Origin of the sequence: Vibrio ostreae (genome assembly GCF_019226825.1) — a bacterium.
GTDB lineage: Bacteria > Pseudomonadota > Gammaproteobacteria > Enterobacterales > Vibrionaceae > Vibrio > Vibrio ostreae.
On sequence record NZ_CP076643.1, the window covers coordinates 561,099 to 586,401 of the forward strand.

Annotated in this window: 18 protein-coding genes; 7 read left to right on the top strand and 11 right to left on the bottom strand. The window is 50.7% G+C overall.

The window, feature by feature from the left end; genetic code table 11:
* The first annotated feature begins 2 nt into the window (after positions 1-2).
* Entirely contained in the window at positions 3-539 is a 537-nt protein-coding gene (locus KNV97_RS08870; protein WP_168796935.1) for a TRAP transporter small permease, read from the top strand.
* Positions 540-1,817: a TRAP transporter large permease gene (locus KNV97_RS08875; RefSeq protein ID WP_136483029.1), complete on the top strand. Its 1,278-nt coding sequence runs from the start codon at positions 540-542 to the stop codon at positions 1,815-1,817.
* 183 nt (positions 1,818-2,000) lie between these two features.
* Here the strand turns inward: KNV97_RS08875 and KNV97_RS08880 are convergent, their stop codons facing one another.
* On the bottom strand, positions 2,001-4,142 hold the full coding sequence (locus KNV97_RS08880) for a TonB-dependent receptor (protein ID WP_218562913.1): 2,142 nt from the start codon (positions 4,140-4,142) through the stop codon (positions 2,001-2,003).
* Between the two features lie 355 nt (positions 4,143-4,497).
* Between KNV97_RS08880 and KNV97_RS08885 the strand changes: the two genes are divergently transcribed.
* The 4 genes from KNV97_RS08885 to arsC all read left to right on the top strand — a co-directional run bounded on the left by KNV97_RS08885 (position 4,498) and on the right by arsC (position 9,355).
* Positions 4,498-6,870 carry a glucose/quinate/shikimate family membrane-bound PQQ-dependent dehydrogenase gene (locus tag KNV97_RS08885; protein ID WP_218562914.1) on the top strand — a complete coding sequence of 791 codons (2,373 nt, stop codon included), beginning with the start codon at positions 4,498-4,500 and terminating at the stop codon, positions 6,868-6,870.
* Positions 6,871-7,179: 309 nt separating this feature from the next.
* Positions 7,180-7,920, top strand: coding sequence for an arsenical resistance protein ArsH (gene arsH / locus KNV97_RS08890; RefSeq protein ID WP_218562915.1), 741 nt, complete (start codon positions 7,180-7,182; stop codon positions 7,918-7,920).
* Positions 7,896-8,942: an ACR3 family arsenite efflux transporter gene (gene arsB, locus KNV97_RS08895; protein WP_136483037.1), complete on the top strand. Its 1,047-nt coding sequence runs from the start codon at positions 7,896-7,898 to the stop codon at positions 8,940-8,942. The genes arsH and arsB overlap by 25 nt, the downstream gene beginning before the upstream one ends.
* Complete coding sequence (gene arsC, locus KNV97_RS08900; protein WP_136483039.1) at positions 8,939-9,355, top strand: arsenate reductase (glutaredoxin); 417 nt, start codon at positions 8,939-8,941, stop codon at positions 9,353-9,355. Before arsB ends, arsC begins: the two co-directional genes overlap by 4 nt.
* 128 nt (positions 9,356-9,483) lie before the next feature.
* On the opposite strand, the gene copI is transcribed toward arsC, so the two are convergent.
* The 7 genes from copI to KNV97_RS08935 all read right to left on the bottom strand — a co-directional run bounded on the left by copI (position 9,484) and on the right by KNV97_RS08935 (position 19,060).
* Complete coding sequence (copI, locus tag KNV97_RS08905) at positions 9,484-10,011, bottom strand: copper-resistant cuproprotein CopI (RefSeq protein WP_136483041.1); 528 nt, start codon at positions 10,009-10,011, stop codon at positions 9,484-9,486.
* 2 nt (positions 10,012-10,013) lie between these two features.
* On the bottom strand, positions 10,014-13,202 hold the full coding sequence (locus tag KNV97_RS08910; RefSeq protein ID WP_256612716.1) for an efflux RND transporter permease subunit: 3,189 nt from the start codon (positions 13,200-13,202) through the stop codon (positions 10,014-10,016).
* The gene (locus KNV97_RS08915) at positions 13,199-14,911 is read right to left on the bottom strand and encodes an efflux RND transporter periplasmic adaptor subunit (protein ID WP_218562916.1); all 1,713 of its coding nucleotides are present in this window, start codon (positions 14,909-14,911) and stop codon (positions 13,199-13,201) included. The genes KNV97_RS08910 and KNV97_RS08915 overlap by 4 nt, the downstream gene beginning before the upstream one ends.
* Before the next feature lie 2 nt (positions 14,912-14,913).
* Entirely contained in the window at positions 14,914-16,296 is a 1,383-nt protein-coding gene (locus KNV97_RS08920; protein WP_218562917.1) for a TolC family protein, read from the bottom strand.
* A gap of 759 nt (positions 16,297-17,055) precedes the next feature.
* On the bottom strand, positions 17,056-18,027 hold the full coding sequence (locus KNV97_RS08925) for a LysR substrate-binding domain-containing protein (RefSeq protein WP_136483046.1): 972 nt from the start codon (positions 18,025-18,027) through the stop codon (positions 17,056-17,058).
* Positions 18,028-18,241: 214 nt separating this feature from the next.
* Complete coding sequence (locus KNV97_RS08930) at positions 18,242-18,391, bottom strand: PA3496 family putative envelope integrity protein (protein WP_168796936.1); 150 nt, start codon at positions 18,389-18,391, stop codon at positions 18,242-18,244.
* A gap of 456 nt (positions 18,392-18,847) precedes the next feature.
* A complete protein-coding gene (locus tag KNV97_RS08935) occupies positions 18,848-19,060 on the bottom strand; it encodes a cold-shock protein (RefSeq protein WP_136483048.1) in 213 nt (70 codons plus the stop codon).
* A gap of 487 nt (positions 19,061-19,547) precedes the next feature.
* On the opposite strand from KNV97_RS08935, the gene KNV97_RS08940 reads away from it, so the two are divergent.
* On the top strand, positions 19,548-21,071 hold the full coding sequence (locus tag KNV97_RS08940; protein WP_218562918.1) for a DEAD/DEAH box helicase: 1,524 nt from the start codon (positions 19,548-19,550) through the stop codon (positions 21,069-21,071).
* A 77-nt stretch (positions 21,072-21,148) separates the two neighbouring features.
* On the opposite strand, the gene KNV97_RS08945 is transcribed toward KNV97_RS08940, so the two are convergent.
* From KNV97_RS08945 to KNV97_RS08955, 3 genes are all read right to left on the bottom strand, one after another.
* Positions 21,149-23,104 carry an LTA synthase family protein gene (locus KNV97_RS08945; RefSeq protein ID WP_218562919.1) on the bottom strand — a complete coding sequence of 652 codons (1,956 nt, stop codon included), beginning with the start codon at positions 23,102-23,104 and terminating at the stop codon, positions 21,149-21,151.
* On the bottom strand, positions 23,092-23,346 hold the full coding sequence (locus tag KNV97_RS08950) for a diacylglycerol kinase (RefSeq protein WP_240798114.1): 255 nt from the start codon (positions 23,344-23,346) through the stop codon (positions 23,092-23,094). Before KNV97_RS08950 ends, KNV97_RS08945 begins: the two co-directional genes overlap by 13 nt.
* Before the next feature lie 145 nt (positions 23,347-23,491).
* Positions 23,492-25,084 carry a phosphoethanolamine transferase gene (locus KNV97_RS08955; protein ID WP_136483056.1) on the bottom strand — a complete coding sequence of 531 codons (1,593 nt, stop codon included), beginning with the start codon at positions 25,082-25,084 and terminating at the stop codon, positions 23,492-23,494.
* Between the last annotated feature and the right edge of the window lie 219 nt (positions 25,085-25,303).

The window sequence follows — 25,303 nt, forward strand, 5'->3', positions numbered from 1 at the left end:
TTATGAATGTAAACAATGTCAATAAAAACCGGGGTTTTTCGCCGCCTTTGACCTGGGTGATCAAGATTGAGAATGGGGCCGAAAAGTTATTGGGATTGGGTGCGGTTGCCGGCATCGTTGCACTGTGTGGCGTGGTAATGTTGCAGATTTTCGGACGATTGTTCATGGATGTGCCGCCGGTCTGGACTGAGGAATTGTCACGTTATCTGTTCAGCGGTACGGTCGCATTGACGATAGGTATTGCTTACAAGCGCGGTGAGCTCGTGGCTGTGGATCTGCTGTGTAACTCGCTTAATCAACGTAACGCACATTTTTTTAATGCGTTTGTCGCGCTGGTCATTTTTGTTTTTGGTTTGGTTTTATATCCTTCTGCAGTGCAGTTTACCCAGATAGGTGAATACCAGATGTCTCCAACCATGTTTTTTCCGATGAGCTATGTATTTGGTTCCACTATTTTAATTTTGCTGAACCTGATGTTTTTCGCACTGCTGGCATTTATCCGCCACTTACTGAGTGCCTTTCATGGTGGAGATATTTAAATGGAAGTTGTTATTTTATTTGCCGTCTTTTTTGTTCTCCTGTTTGTCGGTTTACCGATTGCGATTACCTTGGCTTTATCAGCGATGGCATATCTGCTGATGATGGATATTCCCTTAACCGTCATTCCGCAGAAAATGTATGCGGGCATGGATAGCTTTGTACTATTGTGCGTGCCGGGCTTTATTTTGGCCGGTAACCTGATGAACCGCGGTAACATCACGGAGCAGATCATTAACGTCAGCAACGCCATGGTCGGGCATATCAGAGGTGGGCTTGGACTGGCTAACGTTGCCGGTTCTATGTTGTTTGGTGGCGTGTCTGGCACTGCAGTTGCTGATACGGCATCGATCGGTGGCGTAATGATCCCCGGCATGGCGAGGGCGGGATACGACAAGCCATTTTCTGCTGCTGTCACAGCGGCGTCCTCGACTATCGGGCCTATTATTCCGCCAAGCGTACCGATGATTATTGTCGGGACACTGACGGGTATTTCTGTGGGCCAGATGTTTCTGGCCGGGGCGATCCCGGGTCTGTTGCTCGGCTTTGGGATGATGATTACGGTGTATATTCTGGCGGTGAAGCGTAATTACCCGAAAGAAGAGAAAGTTTCTTTTAAACAATTAATGATAGAGATGCGTCGCAGCAGCTGGGCTATATCTCTGACTATGCTGATTCTGGTCGGCATCATTGGCGGATTCTTCACACCGACAGAAGCTTCTGTTGTTGCTGCTTTTTATGCATTGATCATCGGTCTTTATGTCTACCGCGGCCTAAAATGGAAAGAGGTACCATCGGTGCTGATTGCTACTGCAGTAACCAGTGCGTCTCTTTTGATTTTGGTTGGTTTTGCTAATGTGTTCGGTTGGATACTGACCTCGGAGCGTATTCCGCAGATGATTGCCGATGCGATTCTGACGCTGAGTGAAAATAAGCTGGTGGTGCTGTTGATCATCAACCTGTTGTTGTTACTGGTTGGTTCGTTTATGGAAACCATTGCCGCGCTGATTATTTTGTTCCCGACTCTACTCGGAGTGGCGACTTCAGTTGGGGTCGACCCGGTGCACTTTGGTATTATTGCGGTATTGAATCTGATGATTGGCCTGTCGACACCGCCGGTGGGAGTATGCCTGTTTGTGGCTTCCTCGATAGGCGGTATATCGATGGAAAAAGTAGCTAGGGCGATTGTTCCGTTTCTGGTGTGCAACATTATCGTGTTGATGATGGTGACTTACATACCGGCTATCTCGTTGTGGCTTCCAAGTATGTTTTATCGTTAGTTAACTTCGATTAAATGATTATAAAGGGATAGCCATCAGGCTATCCCTTTTGCTTTTCGTAACAGCAGACTCAAGAGAGATTTCAGCGGACAAGAATCCAGTGCAGTTCAGAGTGGACCTGTTTGCCGCCTGAAATGGACGGGATTTGCGTGCTCAGTCTGAGATCGTCACCGTCTGTTTCATTCAGTCAAAGCTGTAGCTTGCCGTCAGGCCAACGCCATAGTTGCGACCCGGTGCCGGTTCGTAGTAGCGGCCGTAGGTATCATTGACGCTGACGTTACCGGAGTAATTACGGTCAAACAGATTATCGACGCGTACAAAAGCGTTGAACAGCCATTGGTCAAGCTCATATTTGTAGCCGCTGCTCAGGGACGACACTGCGTAAGAGGAAAGGTGCTCTGAGTTGTCATCATTGACATAAGTGCGGCCAATAAACTGAACATCGGCTTTACCGTACCAGCCCACCTGAGGTTGATAGCCCAGAGACGCATAGCCCACCTGGCTGGCTACTCCCGGCAAGTAGTTATCGCTCAGATTGTTGCATCCGCTGTCATCGCATTGGTTATCGCGGAACTTCGCTTCGATATAAGACCAGGCCAGCATCAGTTGCCAGTCATCCATAAAACGCTGCTGATAGGCGGCTTCTACGCCACGACGGCGGGTCTTGCCTGCGTTGGTGTAGGTTGTACGACCATTGGCACTGTCATCGACGATGATTTCATCATCGGTATCGGTCTGGAACAGGGCGAAGGTCAGCAGACCGCCATCCACGGCTTTTTTGGTACCGACTTCCAGGGTGGTATTGGTGGAAGGTTGTAAAGCCAGATTCAGACCACCCAGGCCCGCGTTGCTGTACGAAAGCTCGGTGATGGTCGGGGTTTCGAATCCACGACCAATCGAGGTGTACACGTTCCAGTCAGGGCGGATATCGTATTGCAGCGAGGCCGCTGGCAGCCATTCATGGTAGCTGGTGCTGCCGCTGTCATCACCGTTATCCGCGGTGACGTACTGGTCGTTCGAGTCGAAGTAAACCGAGCTATAACGCAGGCCGACATCGAGACGCAGTGCCTGAGTCAGTTGCCAGGAGGTTTGCACATACGGGTCGAGGTTCCACATCAGGTTACGCTCTTTACGACGCAAATCGCCTTTCACCCCTGTGGTGTAGTCGCCGCCGTTTTCCACGTAGTTTTCATAGCCGCGACGATGCTCTTTCATGTTTTCATAATCGAAGCCGCTGGTGACAGTGAATGGCACACTAAATGTGTCATTACTGTGGGTCCAGCGTGTATCAATGCCCTGGTATTCACGGGTCAGGTCGACCACACCACCGGCATGCAGTGGGTTGCTTTCCTGAGTTGAGTAGGGAATTGCCTGGTATTGATTCATTTTACGTTCACCGGCATAGCCGGTCACGCTGAGTTGGTCGTTGTCGGTCAGTTCACGCTCGTAGCGCAGGCCGACCTGGGTCTGATTGATATTCTTACGGGTGTTGTAGGTATAAACCGCATCGCGGGCCTGGCTTGGATTATTTTTCCAGTCACTGCGGTTGAGTGTGCCCGGATCGTAGGCATCCAGGTCAACGGTATTGAGGATCAGAGTCGCGCTGCTTTTATCATCAATAATGACATTCAGCTTGGCGTTAGCGATGTTCTTGTCTGCTGAGCTGTGATCGCGAAATCCGTGGGTCGCAAAACGGGTACCTGAAACAGTGTAATTCACGTCCCCCGGTTCGTAACCGCTACCAATACTACCGGTCGCCTTCACGCCATAGCGCCAAGTGCCGTAACTGCCGTAGTAGCTGCTCATTTCAACCCGGTTTGGCTGAGCGCCGGTTTCGGTTTCGATATTAATCACGCCGCCGGAAGAGTTGCCGTATAACGCGGAAAACGGACCGCGCAAAACCGTCATACTATCAATTGAGCTGATATCGATATTTGAGGTTTGCGACTGGCCGTCCGGCATGGTTGCGGGAATACCGTCTAAATACATACGAATGCCGCGCACACCATATCTCGCCCGAGCACCGTAACCGCGAATAGAGATTTGCAGATCCTGAGCGTAGTTGTGGCGATTGCGGATAAGCAGGCCCGGGATACCTGAGGTATTTTCTGACAGGTTGATGCCTGCACTTGCGTCGCGCAATTCATCGCCATACACCACACTCAAAGCGGCGGGAGTGTCAAATTCTGACAGTTTTTGCGAAGAAGCGCTGATGACCATGGTTTCCATCGGCTCAGTGTCAGCACTTTTTTCATCGGCGGCCAGGGTACCGAAGGCTGGCAAAAGCAATACCAGCATTCTGGTATCAAGATTGTTTCGTTTCATTGCTGTTCCGTTTCTGTTGGTGTTTTAGGTTGTCACCCAGACAAAGCGGCAGTTTAAATATGTACATCAGTGCTTAGTGTGTCTAAATTTAAAACAGTCAGTATCGATATGCGTTAAACTGCCGACAGAATGGTGTACGATATACCTGTCAGGTCATGTATCCAGATAGAGAATTTAACGCCAATTAAACTTTCCCTAACAAATCTGATTGTCTAAATCTACCGAACCGATCATAATTATGTAACGAAGTGTAAAAGAATTACAGCGAAAAATTACATTCCAACCTAGGAGAATGCACGTCATGCCTGAAAAACCTGTTCAGTCAACACCGAAGTTAAAACTTTGGAGTTGGCTAATGGCGATTATCCTGGCTTGTGTCGGCCTGTTCTTTACTATAGCAGGTGCCAAGCTAGTTTCATTGGGAGGTAGTCTTTACTTCCTCATCGCCGGTATCATCACTCTTGTTTCCGCCATCCAATTTTTCCGAGTTCGTTCCTCTGCCGTGACTGTTTTCGGCCTTGTTTTCATCGGAACACTCATCTGGGCTTTAGCCGATGTCGGCATTGACTTCTGGCCGCTGGTTTCACGTCTTATGGTTCCTGCGGGCCTGATGATGCTGGCTCTGGTGACGTGGCCGTTCCTGCGCGCCCGTGAGAGTAAGTCGTCTTGCAGCAAGCCATCTTTTACCCTTGCTGGTGTGATTCTGGTATGTATGGTGGCAACTCTGGTCAGCATGTTCCAGCCACACCCGACGGTTGATAACGGCAGCGAATTACCTCTGATCCCAGTGACCAAGGAAACTCAGCAGAAAAACTGGGAACACTATGGCAACACGGTTGAAGGCAGCCGTTTTGTTGCACTGGATCAGATCACGCGTGATAACGTTAAAGATCTGAAAGTCGCCTGGACTTACCGTACCGGTGATATCGCATACAGTAATGGTAACGGTGCTGAAGATCAGCAAACACCGCTGCAAGTGGGCAACCGTATCTTCCTGTGTACGCCGCACAACAATGTTATCGCGGTAGACGCCGATTCTGGTAAAGAGATCTGGAAGCATGAGTTTAACGCTCAGGCACAGGTCTGGAACCGCTGTCGTGGTGTGACTTATTTTGATACCACGCGTCCGGTTCAGCAGCCAACGGTTCCTGGTTCCACTCCGGTAAAAATCATGGATGTAGCGGCTGAATCTCAGTGTCAGCAACGCATCATCATGAACACCATCAACGCAGAGCTGGTCGAACTCGATGCCAACACGGGTGAGCTTTGTACCAGTTTTGGTGACAACGGTATGGTTGATCTGAAAAAAGGCATGGGTGATGCCTCGGATCCGACTTATCAGCTGACCGCAGCACCGACTTTGGCCGGCACCACGATTGTGATTGGTGGCCGCGTTGCCGATAACGTGCAAACGGATATGCCTGGTGGCGTCATGCGTGGCTTTGACGCATACACGGGTGAAATGCGTTGGGCATTTGACCCGCGTAACCCTAACCCGAATGCAGAACTGCAGGAAGGTGAAACCTACAAACGCAGCTCGGCTAACTCGTGGTCGGCGATGTCGTATGATCCGGCGATGAACACCGTGTTCATCCCAATGGGTAGCCCGTCAGTTGACTTGTGGGGAGCAAACCGTACTGAGCTGGACCACAAATACTCAACCTCGGTACTGGCGCTGGATGCGACAACCGGTAAAGAGAAGTGGGTATACCAGACAGTTCACAACGACCTTTGGGACTTCGACGTTCCAATGCAGCCAAGCCTGATCGATTTCCCGATGGAAGACGGTTCGACTAAACCGGCAGTGATTGTTGGCACTAAAGCGGGTCAGATCTTCGTGCTGGATCGTCAGACTGGTCAGCCATTGACGAAAGTGGAAGAGCGTAAAGTTAAAGTCGGTGATATCCCGAACGAACAGTACTCTGAAACTCAGCCGTTCTCGGTAGGTATGCCGCAAATTGGCGCGCAAACACTGACTGAGTCGGACATGTGGGGTGCAACACCGTTTGACCAATTGATCTGTCGTATTCAATTCAAGTCAATGCGTTACGATGGTTTGTTTACGGTTCCGGGCACTGACCTGTCGCTGAGCTTCCCTGGCTCTTTGGGCGGGATGAACTGGGGCAGCATGTCGTTTGACCCGAATAATCAATACGCGTTTGTGAACGATATGCGTCTGGGTCTGTGGGTACAAATGATTAAGCAAGACACCAGCAACGCGCAAGCCAGCAGTGGTGGTGAAGCGGTGAACGCTGGTATGGGCGCAGTGCCTCTCAAAGGTACGCCGTATGCCGTGAACAAAAACCGCTTTATGTCACCTCTGGGTATTCCGTGTCAGAAACCGCCGTTTGGTACGCTATCTGCGATTGACCTGAAAACGCGTCAGGTCGTTTGGCAAGTGCCGGTTGGTACGGTTGAAGATACTGGCCCGTTCGGAATTAAGATGAAAGCGCCGATCCCGGTTGGTCTGCCAACGTTAGGTGGTACGCTGGCTACTCAGGGTGGCCTGGTGTTCATCGCTGGTACTCAGGACTACTATCTGCGCGCATTTGACTCGGCAACCGGTGAGCAAGTGTGGAAACAGCGTCTGCCGGTTGGTAGTGGCGCCACACCAATGAGCTATGTTTCGCCGCAAACAGGTAAGCAGTACATCCTGATTACCGCCGGTGGCGCTCGTCAGTCACCAGACCGCGGTGATTACGTGATTGCTTACACGCTGGATGACTAATCATCTGTGAATTGTGACGTTATCGCAAAGCCAACCTCAACCGGTTGGCTTTTTTTGTGTACATTTCCCATCATTTGGGCGTCATTCACGCCGGACGCCACCGATAGCCTGGATGATTTAACACAGGAAAGCGGGGCATAGCTGAGTATGTGGCGGGCTGTCACGGTTTTGTCATTGACTTGTCATGCATCTTATATATGCTAATCCATATATACGGTATTTCACATTTGTTCGTTGGCTGTCACAGCCCAAATGTAATATCGACTGACTATCATTATGACTCTCTAACATTAGGCCAAGGTATTCGCCATGTCATTACCTAATATCGATGAATCCCTGTTTCATCTTCCCCAACCATCGCAACTTTCTGCTCCTCGTTCAACTCACGCTCCGCGTATTCTTCTCATGTACGGCTCGTTACGAGAGCGTTCATACAGCCGTCTGGTGGTAGAAGAGTGTGCGCGTTTGCTCGAGCGTATGGGCGCTGAAGTGAAAGTCTTTGATCCGCAAGGTCTGCCTTTACCAGACAGTGTCGATGCGAGTCACCCTAAAGTCGCGGAATTGCGCGAGCTGGTCACTTGGTCAGAAGGGCAGGTATGGTGTTCCCCGGAACGGCATGGCTCGATGACTGCCATCATGAAAGCACAAATTGACTGGATTCCGCTTTCAATCGGTGCGGTGCGCCCAACTCAGGGCAAAACTCTGGCTGTGATGCAGGTTTGTGGCGGTTCACAATCGTTTAATGCGGTGAATCAGCTGCGTGTATTAGGGCGCTGGATGCGGATGATCACCATCCCGAACCAGTCTTCGGTGGCGAAGGCGTTTCTCGAGTTTGATGACGAAGGCCGGATGAAACCGTCGGGTTACTACAACCGCATCGTTGATGTGATGGAGGAATTGGTGAAGTTTACCTGGCTGACGCGTGATAATAGTGATTATCTGGTGGATCGATATTCAGAGCGGGTTGAAAGTGCTGAGCAACTGATGCAGCGCGTTAACCAAAAAAGAGATTTAGGAGCAAATCGATGGGACTTTTTGAACGTTACCTGACTGTTTGGGTCGGTTTAGCCATTATTGGTGGTATTGCGTTAGGCAGTGTGGCGCCAGATGTGTTTGCCGCCATCGCCGGGCTGGAATATGCCCACGTGAACATCGTGATTGCGCTGCTGATCTGGCTGATGATCTTCCCGATGATGGTACAGATCGACTTCTCCTCGATCAAAGATGTGGGTAAAAAACCGAAAGGGCTGGTACTGACTCTGGTCATCAACTGGCTGATTAAGCCGTTTACCATGGCGCTGCTGGGCTGGCTGTTTTTCAAAGGTCTGTTCGCGGACTGGGTTGACCCGCAAACTGCGAGTGAATACATCGCCGGGATGATTCTGCTGGGTGTCGCGCCGTGCACGGCAATGGTGTTTGTCTGGAGTCAACTGACCAAAGGCGATGCCAACTACACTCTGGTGCAGGTGTCGATTAATGACATCATCATGATTTTTGCCTTTGCACCGATCGCCGGCTTCCTGCTCGGGGTGACTGATATCACCGTACCGTGGGATACGCTGCTGCTGTCTGTGGTACTGTATGTTCTGATCCCGCTGCTGGCGGGGGCCTTTACGCGCCAGAAACTGGATAAAGCCAATGACCACTCAAGGCTTAATAGCTTCCTTGCCACGATGAAACCCTGGTCGATTGTCGGCCTGCTGGCCACGGTTGTGCTGTTGTTTGGTTTTCAGGCTGAAACTATTTTGCAGCGCCCGGAAGCCATTCTGCTCATCGCGATTCCACTGCTGATCCAGACCTACAGCATTTTTGCCATTGCTTACTGGGCGGCGAAGCGCATGCAATTACCGCACAATGTTGCTGCGCCGGCCTGCATGATTGGCACATCGAATTTCTTTGAACTGGCGGTCGCCGTTGCCGTCTCTCTGTTCGGACTGCACTCAGGGGCGGCCCTGGCAACCGTGGTTGGCGTGCTGGTCGAAGTGCCGGTAATGCTGTCGCTGGTCTGGTTTGCCAATCGCACCCGCCATTGGTTTGGTCCTGTTAATGCATCTTCGGAGCAATCAAAATGATCGTAATTCACCACAATCCAGAATGTGGCACATCACGTAATGTGCTGAGTATTATTGAGCAAGCCGGCTATCAGCCGGAAGTGATCGAGTATCTCAATGAAGGCTGGACCCGCCCGCAGTTGCTGGCGTTGTTTGCCGCTGCCAACCTGACACCGAAAAGTGCGTTGCGCACCAGTAAGTCACCGGCTAAAGAGCTGGGTCTGATGGAAGAGGGTGTTACCGACGAGCAGATCCTGGCTGCCATGCTGGAGCATCCGGTGCTGGTTAACCGTCCGATCGTATGCAGTGAAAAAGGCGTTAAGCTGTGTCGCCCGAGTGAGCTGGTACTGGATCTGCTCGAGCAATGGCCGCCGGGCCCGCTGTACAAAGAAGACGGCGAGCTGATCCTTGATGAGCAGGGTAACCGCGTATAAATGCAGTTGTGCAGCCGCTGGTCAGCCTACCGTTGACCTGACACAGACAAAACCGCCCTGAAGCCGATAAGGCTCCATGGCGGTTTTTTATTTCACGCTATCTGTAACCTGACAGCTCCCCTTGCGTATCAAAGCGCGATTTTCTTCACCATCCCTGCCTCAGCATGGCCTGGCATATTACAGGCAAATTCGACATTGTTGTCACCGTGGAAGTGCCACATCAGCTGCTTTGCCTTACCTGGCTGTACGGTCACGGTACTGCCGGAATCATGCATATGGTGGTCAATCATGTTTTTCATCATATCGCGGTGTTTAAGTTGTTCACTGGCGGATCCAATTGAGAATTCGTGATCGATTTTACCGGTATTCATGATGACAAACTGCACCACGTCATTGGGCTCAATGTCGACTTCTTTCTTGAAAGTGACTTTCATATCATCGGAGAGCAGGACATGCACCACTTTGTCTGGTTTGGCGCCTTGGGCCGGCATACCGACCGCAGACATACCGTCCGTATTCATCATGGCAGAGTGATTCATTTTGCTGTTGTCCGTCATCATTGCACTGTGGTCTATACCTGCATGATCAGTATTCTTATTGGCCAGTGTATACCAAGAAGCCAGGGCAAGTGTGATTGCCAGAGCGAGAGTCTTCATTGTTATTTCCTTATGTTTGAGTCATTGCTAACAACGACCTGAGGGGTTGATGTAGGTCGAATGGTTTGAGGTTGTTTAAGTTCACGCTGTTTCCACAGCCGGAAAATGGCCGGGATGATCAGCAGGGTTAACAGCAGCGCTGATGCCATACCGCCGATCATTGGTGCGGCAATGCGTTGCATCACTTCAGAACCGGTACCATGGCCGTACATAATCGGCACCAGGCCAATGATCACGGTCAGTACGGTCATCATGACCGGGCGCACGCGTAAACCGGCGCCTTCTCTGATCGCCCGGTTCAAATCATCGCTGTCTGGGATGTGCTGCTTTTGCGCTGCATCGATTTTGGCGTAGTGCCAGGCCTGATTAAGGTAGACCAGCATGATCACGCCGATTTCCACCGCAACACCGGCTAGGGCAATGAAACCGACCCCGACTGCAATCGACAGGTTGTAGCCGAGCAGGTGCATCAGCCACAATCCGCCGACCATGGCCAGCGGTAGCGTTGCCATGATGATGAGCACTTCTCCAAGGCGACGGAAGCTGAAGTAGAGCAATAGCATGATGATGGTCAGAGTGACCGGTACCACGATACTGAGCCTGTCTTTAGCGCGCTGCATGTACTCATACTGACCTGCCCAGGTCAGGGCATAGCTAGGTGGCAGAGTCAGTTGCTGAGCGACAATTTGCTGCGCTTCAGTGACGTAAGATCCAAGATCGCGACCTTCAATGTCGACGAACACCCAGCCATTCGGTCGTGCATTTTCGGTTTTGATCATCGGCGGTCCGTCTTCGTAGCGGATATCGGCGACATCAGCCAGGGCAATACGTGCACCGCTTGGCGTAACAAGTGGCAGGTTCTGCAATTTCACCACCGAGTCGCGATAATCCTGCGGATAACGTACGTTAATCGGATAACGTTCCAGCCCTTCGACTGTTTCACCAACATTCATACCGCCGACTGCGGTGGAAATCACCTGCTGGACATCTTTGATATTCAGACCGTAACGCGCTGCAGCCCGGCGCTTGATACCCACCGTGACATAGCGTCCACCAGCAACGCGTTCGGCGTAAACGGAAGCGGTACCGCTGATTTGATTCAGAATTGGCTCAATCTGCGCGCCAATCTTCTCTATGGTCGCCAGTTCCGGACCGACGATTTTGATGCCAATCGGGGTTTTGATTCCGGTCGCCAGCATGTCGATACGGGTTTTGATCGGCATTACCCAGGCATTGGTCAGGCCCGGAAACTGCACCAGACTGTCGAACTCTTTGCGTAATGAATCGGTGGTGACACCTTCGCGCCACTCTGCCTTTGGTTTTAGCTGAATCACAGTTTCCAGCATGGTCAGCGGTGCCGGGTCGGTCGCGGTTTCGGCGCGGCCGATCTTGCCCCACACGGTTTTGACCTCAGGCACGGTTTTGATCAGTTTGTTGGTTTGCTGCAGCAGTTCGCGTGCTTTACCAATTGATATCCCCGGGTACGTGGTCGGCATATACATCAGATCGCCTTCATCCAGTGGCGGGATGAATTCACTGCCCAGTTTGCTGGCCGGATAGTAGGCTGACAGCATCAGTACCACGGCAAAGGTAATTATCGTCTTCGGGTAACGCAGGCTGAGCTTAAGCAGCGGTCGGTATAAGCCAACCAAACTACGGTTGACCGGATTTTTGTGTTCTGGCAATACCTTGCCGCGAATGAAGTAGCCCATCAGGACCGGAACCAGGGTAATCGCGAGGCCAGCAGAAGCCGCCATGGCATAGGTTTTTGTGAAGGCGAGGGGAGAGAACATTTTCCCTTCCTGACCTTCTAAAGCAAAAACCGGTACAAAGCTCAAGGTAATGATCAGCAGCGAGAAAAATAGTGGCGGGCCGACTTCCTGTGCTGCCTGGCCGATCACCTGCCAGCGGTTCTGATCGTTAAGCGGGGTACGTTCAATATGCTTGTGCACGTTTTCGATCATCACAATCGCCCCATCCACCATGGCGCCAATCGCTATCGCAATACCACCGAGTGACATGATATTAGCGTTGATCCCCTGCCAGTGCATGACGATGAATGCCGACAAAATGCCTATCGGCAGACTGATAGCAATGACCAAGGATGAGCGGATGTGGAACAGGAACAGGGCACAGACAATAGCCACCACGATGAACTCTTCCGCCAGCTTCTTCCACAGGTTCTCGACGGCGGAATTGATCAGAGTAGAGCGGTCATAGGTCGGCACAATTTCGACGCCATCCGGCAGGCTACGTTGAAGTTCGGCCAGTTTCTGTTTGACGTTGGCAATCACCTGACTGGCGTTCTCACCGTAGCGCATGACAATCACCGCGCCCACAGCTTCGCCTTCTCCGTTCAGCTCCGAGATGCCACGCCGCATTTGCGGGCCAAGGGTGATATCGGCAATATCACCAAGCAACAAAGGGGTTCCTTTACTGGTCACTTTAAGCGGCAGGGCCTGGATATCTTCAATACTCGACAGATAACCGGTTGTACGCACCATATGTTCAGCTTCTGCGACTTCAATCACCGATGCGCCGGTTTCCTGATTACCGTTTTTGATCGCCGTATTGACTTGTTGCAATGTCAGGTTATAAGCGCGCAGCTTGGCCGGGTCGATCTGAATCTGATACTGCTTGACCATGCCGCCGACCGTAGCTACTTCCGACACTCCGGACACAGTCTGCAGTTCATACTTCAGAAACCAGTCCTGCAGGCTACGCAGCTGAGCCAGGTCATGCTGGCCGGTTTTGTCCTGCAGAACATAGTTGTACACCCATCCGACACCGGTGGCATCCGGGCCGAGAGTCGGTTTAGCATTGTCCGGCAGACGCGGTGCCACCTGACTGAGGTACTCGAGCACGCGTGAGCGCGCCCAGTACATGTCGGTCTGATCGTTGAAAATGATGTAGACATACGAGTCGCCAAAGAACGAATAACCGCGCACGGTGACCGCCCCCGGCACCGCCAGCATGGCAGTCGTCAGCGGGTAAGTGACCTGATCTTCCACCACCTGCGGCGCCTGACCCGGATAGCTGGTTTTAATGATGACCTGCACATCAGACAGATCAGGCAGGGCATCAACCGGTGTGTTTTTGACACTGTACAGACCGCCCAGTATCAGAGCTATGGTGGCAATCAGTACCAGCAGACGATTGTTGAGTGACCAGCGGATAATGGCATTGATCATTGCTCGCCTCCGGTTTTTTCAATCGTCTTCAGAGCGAAATCGGCACCTTGTTTAGTGACCAGAAACCGAACGCTATCGCCTTCTTCCAGACCGCTCAGGTCAACGTCGTTTCCGACGCTAAAGTTCATTTCACCGGCTTGCCAGTTCCACTCTTTCACCGCTTCGTGATTCACAGTGACCATACCAAAGTCGGCCATCAGCATGCTGATATTGCCGCGCATCCATACTTCTGCTGCCAATACGCTGTCATCGGCTTTGTAATCGAGAATTTCATAGCCGCCATCGGCGGTTTTCTGTAACTCAAACTCAATCGCCTGGCCGGGTTGCAACCGCGATGCGTCAAGGCCTGCGGCCAGATTGAAATTCATCGTCATGCCCGGCCAGTCCCACTCTGGTACAGGTTGGTGAATGATAGTGACCATGCCGTGATCGGCCATTACATCGCTGATTTCCCCTTTGGCCCAGATCCGGTCGGTATTTTGTGTCTTATCATCCACGCCGTTGATGCGCGCCAGATCAGCCGACTGACTTGATTCTGAGTCAAGCAGGAAGTGAGCGGAGGTGACAATCCTGTCTTGCTGTGTCAGTCCTTGCAGCACTTCGGTCTGACCGCCTGCTTCGCGCCCGGCTTCAATTCGTGCCGAGCGATATTTACCTTCTCCCAGCGCTAATACCACCCGGGTCATGCCACCGGAGCGGATAACCGCTGAAGACGGTATGGTCAGTACCGATTCTTCGGTCATCGGTTGCAGGGTGATGTTGGCAAACATGTTCGGTTTAAGTTTGTCGTGCGGATTGGCGAATTTGAGCCTCAGGCGCAGAGTACGGGTTTGCGGGTCGAGAATCGGATAGACATAATCGACTTCTCCCTGCCATTGCTCGCCAGGTAAAGCGCCCAGTGTCATGAGTGCTTTACTGCCAGATTTGACCCAATGCGACTGGCGCTCAAATACTTCGGCATCGACCCACACCTCGTTCAGCGGACCTGCGCTGATCACGGCCTGAGCCGGTTGCAGGTAGCCGCCTTGACGAATATTGAGACTGGCGATAACACCATCGGATTTGGCTTTGACCTCAATGAAATCAGAAGCTTTTCCCCGTCGGACAATGGCTTGAATTTGTGCCCGGTCGACGCCTAGGGTGATGAGACGATCGGTTGCCCCTTTAACTAAACCACTGCGGCCGGTCCGATAAGCGTTGAGCAGTTCTTGCTGCGCTTTGATTAATTCAGGAGAATAAAGTGTGAATAATACATCGTCTTTGTGGACCTGATCGCCGACTGCATTGACGTTCAGCTGCTCAACCCAGCCAGCGACCCGCACGTTGGTCTGCCACAGACGACTTTCATCAAATCCGATATAGCCGACAGTGTCTATACTGGGGGATAGGGGACCCATGGCGACTGGCGCGCTTTTAACCCCGAGATTATTTTCAACCGCTGGATTGATAGTGACGGTACCCGGTGCTTCCTTGGTACCGGTCAGATCCTCGGCATACACTGGGATTAAATCCATACCCATCGGCGATTTGCCCGGTTTATCCCGTTTGTAGTTCGGATCCATCGGTGCCACCCAGTACAAAGGGTGGTTGCTGGCACTGCTTGCCTGTGCGCCTGAGCTGTTGTGGCCGTGGCTCACCCAAGACTGGACTCCGTATCCCAACGCGGCGCCGATGACTAGCGCGATTGCCGTTACCTGAATTGTTTTCATCGTTATTTACCTTGTTGCTGTTGGGCTGGATTAACGGCCAGTGCTGGCTGCGTGACGTGATACGGGTAGCGACTGAGCAGCTCCGCGAGGTTGTTGTTAACCTGATTCAGGTCGGTCAGCAGGCGCTGATATTCAAGCTGCAGGGCGAGTTCATCATTGCTGGCCATAATCACATCATTAAACTGTGCGGTATTGTTCTGATAGCCGCGCTCGACCGCTTTCACTCGTGCTGTTACCTGAGGTAACAAGGTCGACTGATAACGTTGTAGTCGTTGGGTGAGATTGCCGCGCTCGACGAGAAGCGCATTGACTTTGGCATTCATCTGCATCAACAGGGTGTCTTTTTGTGATTGCGCAGCACCAACCTGATACTGGGCTGCTGACAGGTTACGGTCCTGTCGGTTGCCGGTGAACAGCGGCAAATCCATGGTCAGATACGCGCTGATCAGATCGGACGCGGGTTCACCTCGCATGTCATTGGACTGACGGTACGCATACATCACCTCAACCCCAAACTGCGGTGAATACGCTTCGCGGGCCAGGTCGACCTGAGTACGGCGTGCCTCAATGGCGCTATCAATCAGGCGTATATTAGGGTGGCGACTGAGCTCTGCGTAGTAATGTTGTGACGTGGAAGCGGTCGTCAGCCATTGTTCCAGATAAGACCAGTCGAGCTGGTTACTGGCCTCAAGCTGAGCAGCGTAACGGAGCCAGTCTGCGCCTAACCATTCTGACAACTGTGCGGTCAGTTTTTGTTGCATCTGCTGATTGGCCTGCAGTTTTTCGTCCAGGCGTGACACCTGTAACTGGGCGTTAAGCAGATCCTGTGCTTCGCTTTTACCGATGCCGTAGTTGGTCTGGATAAACCGTTCCATATCGGTCAGTAAATACCGGTTTTGCTGCATGATGTGATAGGCGGTTTGTTGAAAACCCAGCTCCAGCCAGACGGAGGTCAGGTTATTGATGATGTCCTGTTCTCGGGCCTGAACCCGCACCACCAGTCCTTGTGCCTGCTGGTTTGCTTGCGTTTGCTGCAAAGCGAGCGTATTTCCGCGTTCGAATTGTTGCATGATGCCCAGTGAAATATTGGTCATCGGATCTTGGTCAAACTCGAAACTATCGACTGGTAGACCGGTGACACCTACTCTGAGTTTGGGATCCATCAGGGTAGAGTGCGCGACGCCGGTTTGGCGCATGGCCTCGGCTTCGGTATAAAACTGGCGTCGAATGTTATCGCTGACCAGTGCTGTCTCAATCAGTTGAGTGAGCGTATTGTTTGTCTCTGTGGTGACGGCTGATGATGCTGTCTGCGCAGCGTATACAGGCGTCGTCACCCAGCCACAGGCACCAATGGACAGTGCTAAAAGGCATGGTTTGATATTCATGGGGTAATCCACAACTGGGCGCATCGCTGACGTTAAAGCTCAAGTGGGAGCTGCAGCTATTGCGCACGAATCTTCCTTCGCATCACAGTGCGAAGACCAAAAGGTTCAGTCGGGATTAAGCTATCGGAGGCCGGTAGAGGGTCTGGATTCGGTTAATAATGCTGCCGTTCGCTGTGGTTGGGGCAACCATCATCACGCTGGACAGAGATGAAATAGTGCAGGACCCAGATAAAACAGCAGGTACGTTGGTGCAAGTGGTATCACAACACGTGTGGCCCATATCGATATTGTTCGCACTGTCGCAAGATGCGGAGTGAACGGTATCTGGTTCTGATTGGCTCATGTGTGACACGGTCATGCTGTGATGCTGTGGTATCTCTGGTTCAATTGCATGATGAGCCGGAGGGGGCATTAAGGTCTGACTGCTGCACGAGATCATCATCTCATGTGAGGATTGTAATGGTCGGTGTTGCATTGATGCGTCCATCCCCACTGACGCGGAGACAAAACCAGACACAAGCAGAAATGCCAGTGTCAGTAATGTAATCCAAAGAGTCTGGGTTATGGGTAGCCGCATAATGTCATCAATTAAAGCTATATTAACCTCAGTATAGAGCTTCCCCTAGGGGAAAGGTCAATAAAAAGAGGCAGAAAAATTGTACATCAATAAACAATATATGGCGGATAAGCGGGTAGGCTCACAGGTTAGTGTTAGCTTACAGATAACCTGTGAAATTTGCATGTTATGCGCTAATCAGATTATTGATAAGTCATCAGCTGACGTTCATCAAAATACTGCATCATCGCCTTCTTGGATAAATGAGCGGTATTCTGAATGATGGTCCGGGTCAGATGCGGGGCAAATTTTTCGATAAATTCGTACATGTAATGCTGCAGATAGATATTTTTGTTGTAGCAAATCCAGGCATAACAGTCAGGTATCAGGCCTTCCAGGGATCGTACTGTAATCGAGTCGCTGATTTGGTGCGTCGCTACCGAGGCGATAATGCCCAGGCCGACACCAAGGCTGACATACTCTTTGATGACTTCAGCATCCATGGCGGTTACCACGTAATTTGGCGTCAGACCCGCCTTAGCAAAGGCACTGTCGATAGCACTGCGCCCGGTTGATTTTAGCTCGTAGCTGATCAGTTTCTCGTTGGCCAGTTGTTCCAGCGTGATGTTTTGCTGTTTGGCAAGAGGATGATCGGACGGAATTATCAGTGCCAGAGACCACTTGTAAGCCGGTAAAATAGCCAGGTCAGTCTGCTCGTCAATATCTTGTGCAACGATAGAAAAGTCATAGGGCCCAATCGGCAAGGCATTACCACGAGTTTCTGGTTCTATAGTCCCCATATGCAGCGCGACTTTAGGGTATTTCTTCATAAAATGCTGCACGGTTTGCGGCAACAGAAATTTGGCAATCGCGTTAGTGGTATAGACGTTAAGGCGCCCCATATCCGGTGAGGTGACACTGGCAGAAAGGGCTTTGATCCGCTCTTCGATTTCCAGCATCTGGCTGGCTTCGTGAATGATCTGCTTGCCTATTTCGGTCGGGCCGGATAAATGTTTGCCCTGACGCTCAAAAATTTGCACGCCAAGTTCGTCTTCTAATAAAGCGACTTGTTTACTGATTCCCGGTTGCGAGGTAAACAGCTTGTCTGAAGTTAGAGAAATATTATAACCATTGCGCTGTATCTCGCGGATATAGCGTAATTGCTGCAGCTTCATTATGTACTCCCGGGCTACAAAACGATGACGTAACGATCACTTGAGCGATATAGGCCTGTATGGAATGCCTCCATCAGGCGCTTAGTATACCTTATTCTCTAGAACTTTGAGTGTATTGAGGTATATCAAGCCGTTACGCAGTAGGCGTTAATGGGCCGCAGTGTAAGACGGGCAGAAAAGCAGAGCAACGATTTTCCCACAATGGCGGGTGGGTTTATATCTCGAATTGCTTGTCAAACTCGCGTTGTTCGAGGATATCCTCGATGCGACGGCGGGTTTGATGCTCACTTAACTTTTTCGGCGTTTCTTCGGTTTCGCTGCTGTCATGTTTACTTGGTGCGGTTTTCTTTGATGGTCGGGCCATACCAATATCCTTTTGGTTACGATAATGTGATGTTAGCTGAAAATTGGACTGAAACTTTGAAAATTTATCAACACTTTGACAAGCATTGGAGAAATGAGTTTCACTTTTACTCGTTTGTGAACTGCGTTCTCAATTTCAACAGTGCGTCTGTTAGTCAGAATAGAGCGTCTGAGTAGCAAAGTGCAGCGTACGGGGCTGGTTAAGTGAGTAATAAATTAGAAGAGATTGGTAGAGTAGAAATTAGTGAGCTTGATGAGAGGTCGGTTTAGTATTGCTTTTTGCTGGCGCAACAACTGATACCAGTGGCGTTGCCTGGAAGTTCTTCTGGACATTGATTTCCTGTGATTAAGATAAGCGTAGATCGGGTGAAATGCAGTGGAATAAGAGAGAGGGCGGTACGGGACAGAGTCAGGGGATTTTGACGCGGCCTGTCGTCAGGCCACGTCCAAGTAATGCTTACAGCGGAGTTACTTGAGTTGCTTGAGGGCCTTTTTTGCCGTCTTCAACGTTGAAGCTTACTTTCTGACCTTCAGTCAGAGTTTTAAAGCCGTCAGCAACAATTGAGTTGAAGTGAACGAATACGTCACTGCCGCCGTTGTCTTGAGAAATAAAGCCGAAACCTTTAGTTTCGTTGAACCATTTTACTGAACCAGTGATTTTACCAGACATAGATACCTCGGTATTTTAAATTTTTACAATAGATAGTTGACGCTGACTACGAAAGCTATTGATGGCGTATGAAGAAAAGTTGTCGCAGGTGCTTATACGAAGGGTATCGAAAGGTGTCTGAGAAAAAACTTGTACTTGATGTTTCATTAATAGCTCTTCGGTGAGAGCTGTCAGCATTATACATAGAGTGAGAGGAATAACCAGCATTATTTTTCTCTTCTTAAGGTAATTATTAGCAGCATGCGGATATGACCACTCTCTTTATCAATAACAAGACCGCTTTGACCGTGCTATGTCGTTGAGCTGTGGGTATAACGTGTATTCGGCTCGTTGGTTCTTACAGCTTGGTTCCTCAGCCAGTGAGGGGCACGGTTGTTCCGGTCGTGATTAGTTGTTGCGAGCCGGGCATAAAAGATTCAGAATGCCGCACCTTTTGTTGTGATCTGCACAACGCCTGTTTTTTTATTTTAACTATTGAGTATCGACTATGGGTTTTACCTCGTTAGGTTTATCTGCGCCAATTCTGCAAGCCATTCAAGAAAAAGGCTACACGACACCTTCTCCGATCCAGGAGCAGGCGATTCCTGCCGTGTTAACCGGCCAAGATGTGATGGCAGCAGCGCAAACCGGTACAGGTAAAACAGCAGGCTTTACTCTGCCTATTCTGCAACGTTTGTCACAGGGGCCGCGTGTGCGTGGTAACCAAGTGCGAGCGTTGATTCTGACCCCAACCCGTGAACTGGCCGCTCAGGTACAGGAAAGCGTGTTTACTTATAGCCGTCATCTGCCTTTGAGCAGCGCTTGTGTGTTTGGCGGCGTTAAGATTAACCCGCAAATGCTGCGCTTGCGTAAAGGGGTCGATGTGCTGGTGGCGACGCCGGGACGTCTGATGGACTTGTATAACCAGAATGCGGTCAAATTTGATCAGCTTGAAATTCTGGTGTTGGATGAAGCTGACCGTATGCTGGATATGGGCTTTATTCGTGATATTCGTAAAATCATCGATTTGCTGCCGGAAAAACGGCAAAACCTGCTGTTTTCAGCCACTTTCTCGGATGACATTCGTCAGCTGGCTAAAGAACTGGTGAATCAACCGGTCGAAATTTCGGTCAGCCCGGCGAACTCAACGGCAAAAACGGTTGAGCAGTTTGTTTATCCGGCAGACGTGAAAAAGAAAGCGCCGATGTTGGTCAAACTGATTAAAGAAGGTGACTGGCATCAGGTGCTGGTGTTTACCCGTACTAAACGTGGTGCCAATCGCCTGGCCGCATTCTTAAATGAAGAGGGCATCAAGGCCGCAGCGATTCATGGTAATAAAAGTCAGGGCGCGCGTACGACTGCTCTGGCTGAGTTTAAATCGAATGATCTGCGCGTGTTAGTGGCGACTGATATCGCGGCACGCGGTATTGATATTCCTCAGCTACCTCAGGTGGTGAACTTTGAGCTGCCGAATGTGGCGGAAGATTACGTGCACCGTATCGGTCGTACTGGTCGCGCTGGTGAGGCGGGTAAAGCGATTTCTCTGGTGTGTGCGGTTGAAGCGCCGGACCTGTTTGGGATTGAGCGTTTGATTCAGCAAGTTCTGCCTCGTCTTGAACTGGATGGATTTAAGCCAAGTAATACCGTGCCGGAGTCAAAACTCGATACTCGCCCGATCAAAGCTAAGAAGCCGAAAAAACCAAAGGTTAGTCAGGCTCAGTCTGGGCAGGGTGAAGCGAAATCAGGTGCACAGCGTCAGCGTCGTAAGCCAGCCAATGCCTCCGCTAATAAAGGGACGGGTAACAGTAACCGTGGCGCAAACAACAATAGATCGGCTAACACTAGCTCGGGCAGTCATGGCGCGGGTAACAAACCGTCGTCTCAGTCCAATTCGAAGCTGGGTGGTCAGGCGACTGGTGCGAAGCCAGGCAATAAACCACGTAATGGGGCTGGTCAAGCCAATTCAGGCCAGGCTGCCAAACCGAATCGCCGTCGCGCCAGGCCGCGTCAGGATTCAACGCTGCAAGGTTAACCTAAGTAAAAACGCCAGAGTGAACTCTGGCGTTTTTTTACCGCTAAACGGCGGCCAGTCGCGGCCTGCATAAGCGGTCAGGGTTTATACCAGCCTTTCTGATATGCAACGCTGCCAAAGTTGGCGTAGGCATGTGCTTCTTTAGTCAGGGCGGTATCTGTCTCGGTCGGAGTCAGGTTTTCCCCTTGTAGCAAAAATGTCTGAGGTGCTTTGTCTGGTTGGAAAATAACCGCCTTATCCTGTTTCAGATAAGCAAAGTTTTTATCGTATTGCAGTAAGGCACGTCTCTGATCAGCCGCAACGGGTTTGGTGAAGTCATTACCCAGCATTGGATGTTCGCCGGATGCGCCAATCAGTGACAGCAAGGTCGGCCCCAGATCAATTTGGCTTGCCAGGCGGTCATCCTGCTTAGGTGGGACATCGTTACCGAATATCACTGCCGGGATATGGAAATGACGCACAGGCACCAGGCTGGCACCATACACCCGTGAATCGTGATCAGCGACGACGACAAAAATAGTGTCTTTCCAATAGTTGGAATTCTTGGCTTTTTTGACAAATTCCCCTAGGGCGAAATCGGAATATTTCGCAGCGTTATTGCGCGTTTGTTTCTCGGTATCGTAAGGGGTGATTTTACCGTCCGGATAATCATAGGGAGAATGATTCGATGAAGTAAACACCAGACTGAAGAACGGCTTATTTTCTTTGTATAACTGGCTGAATTCGCGATCAGCCTGGTCGTAGAGATCTTCGTCAGAAGCGCCCCAGGAGCCGGTGAAGTTTACCTTGTCGAAGTCACTGCCCTGGACGATGTCCTGAAAACCATTTCCAAGGAAAAACGTCTTCATATTGTCGAAGTGTGCTTCGCCACCATAGATAAACTGGGTGTGGTAACCCTGTCTGCCTAAGAAATCTGCCAAAGTGAAAAAGTTTTGTTGCGATTTGCCGAGTTTGACGACCGCGCGTGCCGGAGTCGGCGTAAAACCAGTGACCACAGCTTCGATACCACGCACTGAACGGGTTCCGGTTGCGTATAGACGGGTGAAGTTCCAGCCTTCATCCATCAGCTTGTCCAGGTTCGGGGTCAGCGGTAGTCCGCCCAGTTTGCCGACATAGCGCGCACCTAAGCTCTCCTGTAGCAGAATCACCAGATTCTTTTTACGTTCTGGGAAGCTGCTGATATGCAGGGTTTTGGTCGGCGCGGTCGTGTCCAGATAGTGTGCATCCGGATTCTGCTGACTGGAACGAATCTCACTAAGCAGAGTCTGTTGGTTCATGGGGCCGTAGAAGTCGGCGCTCGACATCTCCTTTTGCGCCTGTTTCCAGGCAAAAGCAACGGAGTAGGCCGAGTTGAGACTCAGATCATTGAGCAGGTGATCGGTTGAGAATGCTACCAATGCCGGGTTAATCGGACGGTGATCCAGCGTACCGCGGCCTGCTAAAACAAACAGGCAAACCAAAACCAGTTGCAGCGCAAGCTGGGGGAGCATCGCCCCTGTTATATCAGGATTCCAGATCCGGTTAAATACCTTACTCAGCCCGCTACCGAGCAAAAACAGGACCAGCAAGGTCACTGCAATTTCGGTCTTGTAGCCGGAGGCGAGCATAGAAAATACTTCTTTGGGATAGATCAGGTAGTCAATGAATAAGCGGTTCGGGCGCAGATCATATTCAAGAATGAAGGTCGGGGTAATGAGTTCAAAGAACAACAGTAATAAGGTGCTACCCACCAGGTAGACTTTGAGTGGCAGACGGATAAAGCGTGTTGCACGCAAAGCCGCTGCCAGCAGCATCACAAGCAGAGCCGGCGCGAGCAGATAGCCCAATGTTGAGAGGTCAATGCGCAGGCCACCCAGGAAAATCTGGCCATAGTCACCGGCAGCAAATACTCGCTCACTTTGCCAGATCGACAACATTAAACGTGACAGGCTAAGCAGAGCCAAATCAATCATAAAGAAGCTCAGCAAAGGTAGTAAAGCCCCCGCTTTAAATCTTGCACGTTCGCCTGAAAGAACGGAAATCAACGTAGCCATAACACGGTTCCCCACACGGCTAAAGAGCACACCATACTGAGCAATACAATCGCCGAGCCGATGTTTTTGGCGACACCAGACAGGGTGTGGTATTCAAGGCCCACCCGGTCGACCACTGCTTCAATGGCGGTATTAACCATCTCTGCAAACAGAACAAACACCATGCTGAGCATCACCAGCAGGGTATGCATGGCCGGCAAATCCAACCAAAACGCAAAATAGGTGAGTGGCGCGAATAACATAAGCTCTTGCTGGAAAGCTGCTTCGTTTTTGCACAACCACTTAAAACCGTTAAAGCTGTGTATGAAAGTATGAGCAACTCTGCTCATACCGGTGCGTTTAATGATAACTTCCTGTTGCATGTTAACGGTGCTCTATAGTTATGGGTCATGAATTTAGTTGGCAGTTCTGGGTAATATCCAGCTCTGGGTTGTGGGCTTGTGATGTCACGCCGTACAACCCCAGCAAACTGTGAAAAAGGTTGTCATGTGAGAGCGAACGGGTCTGCGCTTCCTGTTCAAGGCATTGGGTATTCAGCCCTTTTTGCTGAGCGTACTGATGCGGAATCCACATGAGCCAAGGCACATGGGTCTGCTCTTTAGGGGCAATTGAGTAAGGCGTGCCATGCAGATAGAGGCCGCTTTCACCCAATGATTCGCCGTGATCGGAGATGTAGGTCATCATTACGTTGTAATCGTTAGAGACACTTTTTAGCTCATCAATGACCTGGGCCAGAACATAGTCGGTATAGACCAGGGTATTGTCGTATACATTGACGATTTGCTGGTCGCTGCAGTTTTCGATATCGCTGCGATCACAAGCAGGCTGGAACGGTGCCTGTGCGTCCGGATAGCGCTGCCAATAGGTCGGGCCATGGCTGCCGATGGTATGCAGCACCAGCAGCTTGTCGTGTTGGCCATCATCAATAAATTGTTTGGCATCTTTCATCATTGCCACGTCAAAGCAGGTGGTACCGTTGCAGTCTTGATTTTTCAATGAAGAATTAATGGTGCGGTACGGGAGATTATCTGCCACGCCTTTGTCGCCGCCGTCATTGTCAATCCAAAGTACGTCCACCCCTGCATGCTGAATGACATTCAGGGCATTATCCTGAGCCAGAGCACGTGGTTTGTTATAAGTCTCACGGGTCATATTCGAGAACATACAAGGCACTGAGAGCGCGGTGTAGGTGCCGCAGGATGAGACATCCTGAAAGGCAATCAGACCCATGTCTTTGGTGTAAGGGTTGGTATCGCGTGCATAGCCGTTATAGGCAAAGTTTTGCGCGCGGGCGGTTTCACCCAGCACCACGACCATTAACGTAGGTTTGCCGTTAGGATTGGCCACTACCTTGGCATCTTCGCCTTGGGTTTTATAAACCAGAGTCTGGGTAAAATAGGTTTTTTCCAGATATTTGACCCCGTTGTAAATATGCGCCGGGATGATCATCTTGTTAAGGTAGTGGTTGTTGCGTCCGACTGAGGCGTAATCTTTGTAACTGGTTGCGGCAGTCAGCCCAATTCCAGCCAGAGCAATGACAATAATGCCGACCCGGGACAGCGTTGCTCTCAGTAAGGTGCGCTGCGGTACAATACGGACCATGAACAGCAACAGGGTTGGCAGCAGACCAAAACCGGCCAGATAAGCCAGTGTGGCTCCATTCATGTAGAAGGATATTTCTGAGCTGTTAGTCTCAAACACACTTTCCATCATGGTGGAATCAAACAGCGTGTGGAAGTTAACTTCGGCATATAAAGCGGCTGCTGAAGTCAGCAGCACAAACGCCATAAACGGCTTAAAAATATAGGGCCAGGCGACGAGAGAAAAAATAATGATGAAGGCGCAGGTCAGCAGCAGAGGTGCACTGGCAGCAAACAGCGGATTAGAGACATTGCTGCTCAGGTTGAAAATAGCAGACAGGACCGGATAGTTCATCACGGTGCCAAAATAGACCGCGCACAAAACAATCAGTGTGCTCATGGTCATCGGGATTCGGGGCCAGCTAAAACGGCGCGTATTTGTCATCACAGTCAATCACAGTTATCGGACAGTGTGGTTATGATGCGCAGCAAAACTTAAGAGTTGCTTAAGAGTTGTTAAGAAATATTGGGGCTAGAGAAATTCGTAAACATTGACGTACTGGCCACGGTTGCAACGGTTGAATTCAAACCATTTCTGCTAATTGATGTGATTTTATTA

Coding starts and splice junctions, on each gene's coding strand:
- KNV97_RS08870 (WP_168796935.1), top strand. CDS start 3: ATGAATGTAAACAATGTCAATAAAAACCGGGGTTTTTCGCCGCCTTTG.
- KNV97_RS08875 (WP_136483029.1), top strand. CDS start 540: ATGGAAGTTGTTATTTTATTTGCCGTCTTTTTTGTTCTCCTGTTTGTC.
- KNV97_RS08880 (WP_218562913.1), bottom strand. CDS start 4,142: ATGAAACGAAACAATCTTGATACCAGAATGCTGGTATTGCTTTTGCCA.
- KNV97_RS08885 (WP_218562914.1), top strand. CDS start 4,498: ATGGCGATTATCCTGGCTTGTGTCGGCCTGTTCTTTACTATAGCAGGT.
- arsH (WP_218562915.1), top strand. CDS start 7,180: ATGTCATTACCTAATATCGATGAATCCCTGTTTCATCTTCCCCAACCA.
- arsB (WP_136483037.1), top strand. CDS start 7,896: ATGGGACTTTTTGAACGTTACCTGACTGTTTGGGTCGGTTTAGCCATT.
- arsC (WP_136483039.1), top strand. CDS start 8,939: ATGATCGTAATTCACCACAATCCAGAATGTGGCACATCACGTAATGTG.
- copI (WP_136483041.1), bottom strand. CDS start 10,011: ATGAAGACTCTCGCTCTGGCAATCACACTTGCCCTGGCTTCTTGGTAT.
- KNV97_RS08910 (WP_256612716.1), bottom strand. CDS start 13,202: ATGATCAATGCCATTATCCGCTGGTCACTCAACAATCGTCTGCTGGTA.
- KNV97_RS08915 (WP_218562916.1), bottom strand. CDS start 14,911: ATGAAAACAATTCAGGTAACGGCAATCGCGCTAGTCATCGGCGCCGCG.
- KNV97_RS08920 (WP_218562917.1), bottom strand. CDS start 16,296: ATGAATATCAAACCATGCCTTTTAGCACTGTCCATTGGTGCCTGTGGC.
- KNV97_RS08925 (WP_136483046.1), bottom strand. CDS start 18,027: ATGAAGCTGCAGCAATTACGCTATATCCGCGAGATACAGCGCAATGGT.
- KNV97_RS08930 (WP_168796936.1), bottom strand. CDS start 18,391: ATGGCCCGACCATCAAAGAAAACCGCACCAAGTAAACATGACAGCAGC.
- KNV97_RS08935 (WP_136483048.1), bottom strand. CDS start 19,060: ATGTCTGGTAAAATCACTGGTTCAGTAAAATGGTTCAACGAAACTAAA.
- KNV97_RS08940 (WP_218562918.1), top strand. CDS start 19,548: ATGGGTTTTACCTCGTTAGGTTTATCTGCGCCAATTCTGCAAGCCATT.
- KNV97_RS08945 (WP_218562919.1), bottom strand. CDS start 23,104: ATGGCTACGTTGATTTCCGTTCTTTCAGGCGAACGTGCAAGATTTAAA.
- KNV97_RS08950 (WP_240798114.1), bottom strand. CDS start 23,346: ATGTTATTCGCGCCACTCACCTATTTTGCGTTTTGGTTGGATTTGCCG.
- KNV97_RS08955 (WP_136483056.1), bottom strand. CDS start 25,084: ATGAGCACACTGATTGTTTTGTGCGCGGTCTATTTTGGCACCGTGATG.